General features: G+C 44.7%; 10 protein-coding genes. 3 read left to right on the top strand and 7 right to left on the bottom strand.

Translation table 11 applies throughout. The annotated features are described in order from the left end of the window. The first annotated feature begins 130 nt into the window (after nucleotides 1-130). From ACLGGO_RS26510 to ACLGGO_RS26500, 3 genes are all read left to right on the top strand, one after another. Nucleotides 131-343, top strand: coding sequence for an RRXRR domain-containing protein (locus tag ACLGGO_RS26510; protein WP_446421521.1), 213 nt, complete (start codon nucleotides 131-133; stop codon nucleotides 341-343). Between the two features lie 2 nt (nucleotides 344-345). Continuing rightward, the gene (locus tag ACLGGO_RS26505) at nucleotides 346-882 is read left to right on the top strand and encodes a P-loop NTPase family protein (RefSeq protein ID WP_446334694.1); all 537 of its coding nucleotides are present in this window, start codon (nucleotides 346-348) and stop codon (nucleotides 880-882) included. Nucleotides 883-957: 75 nt separating this feature from the next. Beyond that, the gene (locus ACLGGO_RS26500; protein ID WP_446421520.1) at nucleotides 958-1,854 is read left to right on the top strand and encodes a hypothetical protein; all 897 of its coding nucleotides are present in this window, start codon (nucleotides 958-960) and stop codon (nucleotides 1,852-1,854) included. Nucleotides 1,855-1,877: 23 nt separating this feature from the next. On the opposite strand, the gene ACLGGO_RS26495 is transcribed toward ACLGGO_RS26500, so the two are convergent. The 7 genes from ACLGGO_RS26495 to ACLGGO_RS26465 all read right to left on the bottom strand — a co-directional run bounded on the left by ACLGGO_RS26495 (nucleotide 1,878) and on the right by ACLGGO_RS26465 (nucleotide 7,928). Further along, the gene (locus ACLGGO_RS26495; protein WP_446421519.1) at nucleotides 1,878-2,357 is read right to left on the bottom strand and encodes a nucleoside 2-deoxyribosyltransferase; all 480 of its coding nucleotides are present in this window, start codon (nucleotides 2,355-2,357) and stop codon (nucleotides 1,878-1,880) included. Nucleotides 2,358-2,436: 79 nt separating this feature from the next. Further along, the gene (locus ACLGGO_RS26490) at nucleotides 2,437-3,192 is read right to left on the bottom strand and encodes a dCTP deaminase (protein WP_446421518.1); all 756 of its coding nucleotides are present in this window, start codon (nucleotides 3,190-3,192) and stop codon (nucleotides 2,437-2,439) included. Between the two features lie 42 nt (nucleotides 3,193-3,234). Continuing rightward, nucleotides 3,235-3,777: a deoxycytidylate deaminase gene (locus ACLGGO_RS26485; protein ID WP_446421517.1), complete on the bottom strand. Its 543-nt coding sequence runs from the start codon at nucleotides 3,775-3,777 to the stop codon at nucleotides 3,235-3,237. Continuing rightward, on the bottom strand, nucleotides 3,774-5,270 hold the full coding sequence (locus tag ACLGGO_RS26480) for a thymidylate synthase (protein WP_446421516.1): 1,497 nt from the start codon (nucleotides 5,268-5,270) through the stop codon (nucleotides 3,774-3,776). Before ACLGGO_RS26480 ends, ACLGGO_RS26485 begins: the two co-directional genes overlap by 4 nt. 51 nt (nucleotides 5,271-5,321) lie before the next feature. Next, complete coding sequence (locus ACLGGO_RS26475) at nucleotides 5,322-6,593, bottom strand: sensor histidine kinase (RefSeq protein ID WP_446335208.1); 1,272 nt, start codon at nucleotides 6,591-6,593, stop codon at nucleotides 5,322-5,324. 218 nt (nucleotides 6,594-6,811) lie between these two features. Then, nucleotides 6,812-7,483, bottom strand: a complete 672-nt coding sequence (locus ACLGGO_RS26470) for a response regulator transcription factor (RefSeq protein ID WP_446421515.1) — start codon at nucleotides 7,481-7,483, stop codon at nucleotides 6,812-6,814. 58 nt (nucleotides 7,484-7,541) lie between these two features. Next, nucleotides 7,542-7,928 (bottom strand): hypothetical protein, encoded by a 387-nt coding sequence (locus ACLGGO_RS26465; protein WP_446421514.1) that lies wholly within the window; start codon nucleotides 7,926-7,928, stop codon nucleotides 7,542-7,544. Nucleotides 7,929-7,997: the final 69 nt, after the last annotated feature.

Genomic DNA, 7,997 nt, shown 5'->3' with positions numbered 1-7,997 from the left:
CTCTGTCGGTTGAGATTAAGGAATGCTCGAAAGGTTTATAGAGCAAGTGTTTCAACCCGAACAAGCCAGACTCTAACATCCCCGAAGCACACATTACTTAAGGACTGGTCAAACCGACCAATTACCAATTATGTCAAACTACGTTTTTCTAATTGATGCCAACAAAAAACCGATGAATCCGATTCATTCAGCTCACGCTCGGAAACTGATGGAAGCTTGCATTGCCGCCGTATTCCGTCGTTACCCGTTCACACTGATCATGAATCGAGTGGTAGAGAATATTGTCACCTATCCACTCACGCTTGAAGGGTGTCTATCAGATTTATTTCTCTTTAATTGTTAACTATGGTTTCCCAGTTAGAAACTCCGACCCTTAATTCAGCGCCTCACCTAACCTACACCCTAGAAGGGCTGGTACAAGTGTTTACCAGTTCCCAGCGCAGCTTTTTTACCAATGTGATTGCCCAAAGCTTGAGAATCGCTGGACAGGGGACACCCGTGCTGGTGGTTCAGTTTCTCAAAGGGGGTATTGGTCAAGGACACAAGCATCCGATTCGGTTAGGACAGTATTTAGAATGGATTCGTTGTGATTTGCCACGATATATCGATACCCCAGAATTAGATGAGGCAGAACATAGTTCGCTCAAGCAGTTGTGGCATTATACTCAGCAGGTGGTGTATGAGGGGAAATACTCTGTCGTTGTCCTCGATGAATTGAGTTTAGCCATCAACTACGGCTTAATCCCCCTAACTGAAGTATTGAGATTTCTGGAAAGTCGCCCCAGTTCAGTAGATATTATTCTCACAGGACCCGATATGCCACCAGAACTTTTGGAGGTGGCTGACCAAATCACAGAAATTCGTCGCAGTCATCAGCCTTAGTAGGGGCTTGGTAACCAATCCCCTGTACAATGTTGTACAGGAAAGTTTTTTGTCGCTCATTCAAGGTAAAGTGACATGGCAGCGGAAGCGAGAGCGGTTCGTTTCCAGCTTGGAAACATTGAGGTTTCTGGTTATCAGCTAACCTCTGATCAGGATCAGCGTTTGTTGTTCACCCACAGGCAAATCGCCGAAGTTGTGGGAAAAAGCAAGGGGACAGCGCAAAAATTTTGTAAATCAAACGAAAACAACTTGCCAGAAACAGTCAAGGCTGTGGTACCGGACAAGCCTAGACCGATCGCGTTATCATCCTGGGATGCAGCCGTAGCGTTTTGGCAACATCAAGCCCATGGTGGGAATGAAACAGCAACGGCTTTAGTGGAAGCGGCGAATTCTACATCCTTAGAGACTCTCCAGATTAAGACAGCGAGTGATATAGAGCCAGAGAACCCGCCCTATCCTAAAGACATAGAAGCTGCGATCGCACAATTACCCCAAACCGATGAATTCCCCCTTGATAACCAACTCCAGCAACTGGATCAGGGGTTACGGTTAATCGCCAAATGGCTAGAAGAAGCGGGATTGGATCAACGTGCGATCGCGTCTTGGAAATTGAATGTACTTACCCAGCGTTTTCCGGCTTTAGCCAGTGCTGCCAATCAAGCGCAGCAGCTTTTGGTCACCCATTCGGTTGAGGAACCATCGGGGATGATCGCCTCCCAAGTCGCTGAGAAGGTGTCAGAGCAATTAGGACGAAAAGTTAAAGCCGCTCAAGTCAACGCCGCACTCCATGAATTAGGCATTCAGGAATGGACAAAACCGGGTTCGAGGGAGCGACGACTCACCGAGAAAGGAAAAGCATACGGGCGAGCTCTGCTAGCCACATCTAAAACCAATGCCTGGAGTGGAGCGCAACTGAGATGGTTTGATAATGTTGTTCCTTTGTTATGTGAATATTTTGCAGCTTCCAAATAAAATATGTCACAGTTCGACCAGCCTTAGCCGTAATCTATCGGTAATGACAGAGGTTGTGTTGGATTCTCGGCACTCCACTGCTCTAGAATCTTTTGCAAACGAGCTAAGGCATCTTCATCGCTACTAAACTTAATTTCAGCAATAACAGTGGGGATGCCTCTAGGAAACCGTGATATATTCTTATCTTTTTCGTAAAGTAGAATCAAAGGAATATTATGAATTTCTGCATAAGCTAATTCCATGCCAACGCCAAAAGAAGGACAACCCAGGTAGGCGATTACTAAATCTGACGAACTAACTTGGCGCTTGTCTGTCTCAAAAACTTGTCGAGGGCTAACATCAGGGTTATTAATGGGATCGGTTTTGAGATGGGGAACATAGACTTGAAATTCCATCGTTTCACAAAGCGCCCCAATCGCTTCATAAAATGCCTTGACTTTTAAAGGGTTTTCAACTCCCGTTAATGCACCGGAAATGTAAATGTGTGCTTGAGTTTGATTCATAAGCTAATGGATAAAAATACCTTAATTAAGTCAGCGTTATTTATTTCAACAAGATATATATTTTGCTAAATTCAATCCCTTATTTAGATTTTAATGTCTCGAAAACAAAAGGACTTATAGTACCGATAACAGCCGCTAAAGAAGCGCCGATAACTTGATTAATTAAAGAGGCGACAATAACAATAGCTAAAGCGACAAAAGCAAAAAAAGCCATCCAGAATAATCTAGTTTGACGTTCCCTCCTTTCCCTCTCTTTCTCTTCTTTTATTTCTCGCTCCTGTCGTTGTTTTTCTTGATTAGCCTTCTCTCTAAGCTGCTGTTTTTCTTGACTAGCCTTTTCTATAAGCTGCTGCCAGATGTCATCTCTGTCAGGAGGTCTTCCAACAGACACTTTAGCTTGAGACTCTACTCTGAAAAAGCAAACTGTGCAGAAAGAATCTCCCAGTCGAAGTTCTACAGGACTATCGCGATAGTTGTGGCAAGAAATTAAAAGTTTACCAGTCCATCCGGGATCTACAGTAGTAGAGATGTGAGATAATCCTTGAGAATTAACCCGTGTAGCCATTGCATGAATAGTTGCTCCCACCTCCCTGGATAAAGTTATAGACTCCAACGTCTCAATCACTACTGTATCCCTAGGTTCAATTTCAATTCCACCGTCTCTTTCAATATTTTCTTCACGTTTATTATTCCAAGAAAATCCTTTTTTTCCAACTCGCAAATCATAACCAACAGGTGTTAAATACTTTTTCTCAAAAGGCTCTATTGAGATTCCTGTATCTGGATCTCTCTTTTGAGATTCTAGTTGTTTTTCAATATCAACATCGCTAAACACAGTCCCTTTACCTCAATTATTAATTTTGATATGAGATCACGGTTATACGCTAGCTCTAGCAACAGACGTCGGCTTTAATAAAAATGATGCCGCTCTGTTTGCTGTTTCCTCAGATAGCTGAATTTTTTTCAGGGTAACTAAACCCTCATGGATAAATGAATCTCTAACCAGAATGCTGCCTCCACTGTTAAAGGGAGTTTCATAAAAGACTTCATGGATGCCAGCAGAAATGATCAGTTTTAAACAAGAAAGGCAAGGTTCTAGGGTGACGTAAATACTAGCATCAGTAGTCGCAATGCCATGTTTAGCGGCTTGTGCCAGCGCATTGGCTTCAGCGTGAACAGCACGAGATGGCATCTCTTTGCTAGCATCACAGCTACTTAAACCTGGGTAGCAATATCCCTGTTCTGTACAATGAGCTGATCCGGCGGGTGATCCATTGTAGCCAGTGGCTAAAACTTGTTTGTTTTTAACAATTACCGCACCAACCGGAAAAGCCAAGCACGTTGAGCGAGTAGCGGCAAGTTTTGCCAGCATGAGGAAGTATTCATCCCATGTTGGTCGATCTTGATTAAATGGTGTCATTTACTATCCTGACTATAGAGCTTATTTGTTTTCAGTGATTCATCGGCTTTCTGTAACTCCATTCCCAAATAAGCGGCATGATCGGGTTGAATAGCTGGGGAAGCTGCACAAATTTCCCTGATCAGCGTTAGGGGATTTTTGCCTGAATAGCAAGCAACGACTTCACCACTACCCGGAGTTGTTTGTTTAACAACGATTTTGTTGGCGTCAATTTCAATTAAAAAGTTACCCGCCGGGTCATAAAAGTCTCGATTCCGACAAATTGCAGGATATTGTTTTCGGATTAACTGATCTGCATTTTCCCAGGTATCATCATAAATATGAGCGCTCTGACTGATAGTAATCAATGGTCCCATTCGCAAATCATAACTAGAGCGCTTGGCGATTTCGTCTCGGATATACTGTTGTAGGGCGCGTAGTCCCATGGCGTTCGAGGGCCACGCCATATACATATCATTACTGCGGAGAGTCGCGGTCAGTGATAACTCATTATCGACCACTCTCGCCCAAAGGTGATTCAGGCAAGGACTACCCCCTTGTTCGTGATCCTTAACATCCCACAGAGACATCACGGCACTCGCCGCATCAATTTCTCCAATTAATTTGGTAATAATCTGCTCAATTTGGTCTTTGCCAAACCACGAACGGAGACGTTGACCGTAAGTATATTTCACACCTTCTCGATAAGGCGCATCATCTAAAATTTGGTGAATGTACTCCTGAATAAAAGCGCGATCGCAGGGCAAATAGTTGGGTTCAGGGAAATAGAACCCCGGTGGCTCATCCGTCACCACTGCCATCAGATCAATTAATTCTTGCCATTGCCCATCATAACCCGTGGGTCGAAGGGTTCCCGTTGTTTTAATCCGATGAATAATTTTGACCCAGGTTTCAGCAATCGTCTTGCCTTCAATCCGATGTCCGTAACGTGATCCAGGTAAGACTGTTGGCACGGCTTCAGTTTGGGGAAATTCTAACGGCGCACCCCAAGGTTCAACCCTATCCCTAACCGTATAAGACTTAACCTGACTCACGGCTTCAGCGATTGATTTCGCCTCTTGCCACTCCACTGATTGCCGGAGAGTCTCCAAGGCATTAGCCTCAATTTCAATATCGATATAGCCAGGAATCGCAGACTGAATCACCCAACAGCGACGTCCTGTATCGCTGAACCCTTCAGTAAACCCATTGCGGAAGAAATCTAATAAGCACGTTCCACCCCCAGCATTTTGGTCTTCCTTCGTGGCGTTGAGAACCAGAAGGTAGCGGACATGAGGATTAGCTAACAGATTCCGGATCAGCAGGCTGATACCCCGTGTCGGACTGTAGAGTTGACCGATAACAGCAAACTCGTGAGGTTGTAGCTGTTTCGCGATCGCTTTTTTTACGGTCCAACCTGTAACCACCGCCGTCTGACCCGTACCATAGATAAGCTGGTTGGGCTTGTGTAGGGGTTTGTACTGGAATTGAGTGATCTGAGCGCTAGCTGTCATAGGAGGCTGCGAGTTAAGAAATCTCTAGCCTACAATAGCAAAGAACCTGAGTTAAACAGCAGGTAAACGCACCTGAAAGCAGCTACCCACCCCAACCTGACTGGTAACTGTGATTTTCCCGCCATGACGCTGCGCGATCGCAGCAGCAATCGCCAAACCTAACCCTGTCCCCCCCTCGCGGCGAGAACGGGCTTTATCCGCCCTCCAGAAGCGATCAAACACAAAGGGTAACTGTTCTGGCTCAATGCCAATTCCTGTATCCTTAACACTAACAATGGCAAAGCGATTAGTTTTTGCCAAAATTAAGTCTACTTTCCCTTTAGCAGGCGTGTATTGAATCGCATTTTCCAGTAAGTTACAAAATAAGCGAGTCAGTTGTGATTCATCCCCCACCACAGAAACCGTCGCTAGCCACTGAGACTGGAGTGTAATCTCTTTGTCTTGAGCAAAAGGTTCTAACAAATCCAGCAAATTCTGTAAAAATTTATTCAGAGAAATTGGCATTTTCTCACGGCTAGGAGTTGATACTGTGCGATCAGTTCGGGCTAAAAACAGTAAATCTTCTGATAAATGACTCATCTGATCGGTAGCACTTGCGATCGCCGCTAATTTTTTCGCATCCTTGGGGTGAATTCGCTCCGGATGATTTCGCATCACATCAACGGATGCTTTAATCGCCATCAAAGGACTACGTAACTCATGGGACGCATCTGCTGTAAACTGTTTCAGTTGCTGAAAACTTTGTTCAATCGGCTCCAAAGCTTTCTGCGTCAACCAAAGTCCGCCCAAACCGACTAAGCCTAACCCCATAAAACCCCCCATCCCCAATCCCCACAGCAGTTGACGCTGGACGATTTGGATATCCTCCATCGATTGAGAGGCGCGAATAAACCCTTCTAGAGAGGGTTGATTGGGGGTTGAGCCATCTTTAAACACAGAAATGGTGTACGTGCGAATCTGTCTAGGCTTTTGCTTCTCCTCTAGGGTTTGAGAACCGACTCTGAGTCTAGAGTCCAATTCTAGGGCGCCTCGACTTGCCAAAAGTTTACCCTTGGCATCAAACCATTCTAAACTTTGCTGATCCCGATTAAAAATATCACGCCAGGGAACCGCATCAACTTGATTAAGATATTGAGAACCCTTCATTTTCACAGGAGTGAACGAGGCGGCGGCGGCTTGAGCCAGAGTCAGTAATTTTTTATCCAGTTGATCATAAAGATTGCGGCTAACAAAGACATAAACTCCCGTGCCAAAGAAACTCAAAATTGCTGCCATTACAGTTAGGTAAGACAACAATAGACGCCATCGTATACCTTGAAACATTATCAGTCTTGACCCTTCGCTTCGAGCAAGGGAATTTGGTTTGTAGGGGCGGGTTTCACTACTATCGTTTCTGCCCCTCACAGTAGATGTAACTAAACCCGCCCTGACTGTGTGTATGTGTGGATTTTACCAATAACCTTAAGGAGAAAAACCCTAATTTAACGAAACCCGCCCTGACCGAGATTTGAATCATTGTAAAACCAATGAACAATCAACAATCACTGTTTCAAACGATAACCCAAACCATAAACCGTTTCAATCAAATCACTAGGAGCGCCGCCGGCTTCAAGTTTCTGTCGTAAACTGCGGATATGAGCTTTAACCGTCGCTTCTTCCGGGAGTCGCTCAAAGGGCCAAAGGTGTTCTAAGATTTGAGCGCGGCTAAATACACGACGACCATGGCGTAAGAAAAATTCTAACAACGAATATTCTTTGGGTGAAAGCGATAAGAGGTTATCTTGATAAAAAACTTCACAGGTACTTGGATCTAGACGCAGCTTTCCCCACTCCAATACTGGCGGTGCAGTAGAAACACCCCGACGCAGTAAAGCTCGAATGCGAGCTGATAACTCTTGCAGGTCAAAGGGTTTAACTAAATAGTCATCAGCTCCTGCATCCAATCCCATAACCTTATCAGTAATGGTATCCTTAGCCGTTAGCATCAGAATCGGAGTGCTACAGCCTTGGGAGCGTAGTCGCCGACAGAGTGCAATCCCATCAATTTTGGGTAACATAATGTCCAGCAAAATTAAGTCATAGGTGACAGAATCAGCGAAATCTAACCCCTCCTCCCCATCATGCGCCACATCGATCGCATAATGTTGATCGGTGAGATCTTCTTCTAGGGCATCGGTAATGCGCTCATCGTCTTCCACGAGTAAAAGTCTCATCTGTGACACCTGTTTCTATGACTTGTCGCTCCCAAGGTAAGCTCACATACTGATCAAACTAGGGTGATGGTACAGCCTCAGTTTCTTCCTCTTCTTCCTCTGTTGGCATAGCTTCAGTTTCTTCCTCTGTTGGCATAGCCTCGGTTTCTTCCTCTGTTGGCATAACCTCGGTTTCTTCCTCTGTTGGCATAACCTCGGTTTCACCTGCGGGATTTTGCTCTTCTAAAGCAGGCTCCTCAGGTGGAGTCGTCACATTCTGACAAGCTCCCAACAATGATGCCAAACCCAACAACACAGAAAAAGCGACAATCTTTAACTTCACAGCATTACCTCCTAAATTTTCCAAGTCCAACCTTCTTACCGGAGTAATTGGGTTGCTTATGCGTTCCGGCTTGGCGTTAATCGCCGTTACACCCTTAAAAAGCCCTTTATTTTTCGGCTTCATCTGCTAAGTTAAACTCAAAAAGTAAAAAACTCGATAAAATCACACAATAGTTTCTGCCTTACTCTAAAA

This window comes from Coleofasciculus sp., from assembly GCF_046565525.1.
In the GTDB taxonomy this organism is placed as follows: Bacteria; Cyanobacteriota; Cyanobacteriia; order Cyanobacteriales; family Coleofasciculaceae; genus Coleofasciculus.
This window is presented reverse-complemented; position numbering and strand designations above follow the sequence as displayed.

Bases quoted from the DNA above. Each gene is read 5' to 3' on its own strand.
- ACLGGO_RS26495 (WP_446421519.1), bottom strand. From the start codon at position 2,357: ATGAATCAAACTCAAGCACACATTTACATTTCCGGTGCATTAACGGGA.
- ACLGGO_RS26480 (WP_446421516.1), bottom strand. From the start codon at position 5,270: ATGACAGCTAGCGCTCAGATCACTCAATTCCAGTACAAACCCCTACAC.
- ACLGGO_RS26500 (WP_446421520.1), top strand. From the start codon at position 958: ATGGCAGCGGAAGCGAGAGCGGTTCGTTTCCAGCTTGGAAACATTGAG.
- ACLGGO_RS26475 (WP_446335208.1), bottom strand. From the start codon at position 6,593: ATGTTTCAAGGTATACGATGGCGTCTATTGTTGTCTTACCTAACTGTA.
- ACLGGO_RS26465 (WP_446421514.1), bottom strand. From the start codon at position 7,928: ATGAAGCCGAAAAATAAAGGGCTTTTTAAGGGTGTAACGGCGATTAAC.
- ACLGGO_RS26505 (WP_446334694.1), top strand. From the start codon at position 346: ATGGTTTCCCAGTTAGAAACTCCGACCCTTAATTCAGCGCCTCACCTA.
- ACLGGO_RS26510 (WP_446421521.1), top strand. From the start codon at position 131: ATGTCAAACTACGTTTTTCTAATTGATGCCAACAAAAAACCGATGAAT.
- ACLGGO_RS26470 (WP_446421515.1), bottom strand. From the start codon at position 7,483: ATGAGACTTTTACTCGTGGAAGACGATGAGCGCATTACCGATGCCCTA.
- ACLGGO_RS26485 (WP_446421517.1), bottom strand. From the start codon at position 3,777: ATGACACCATTTAATCAAGATCGACCAACATGGGATGAATACTTCCTC.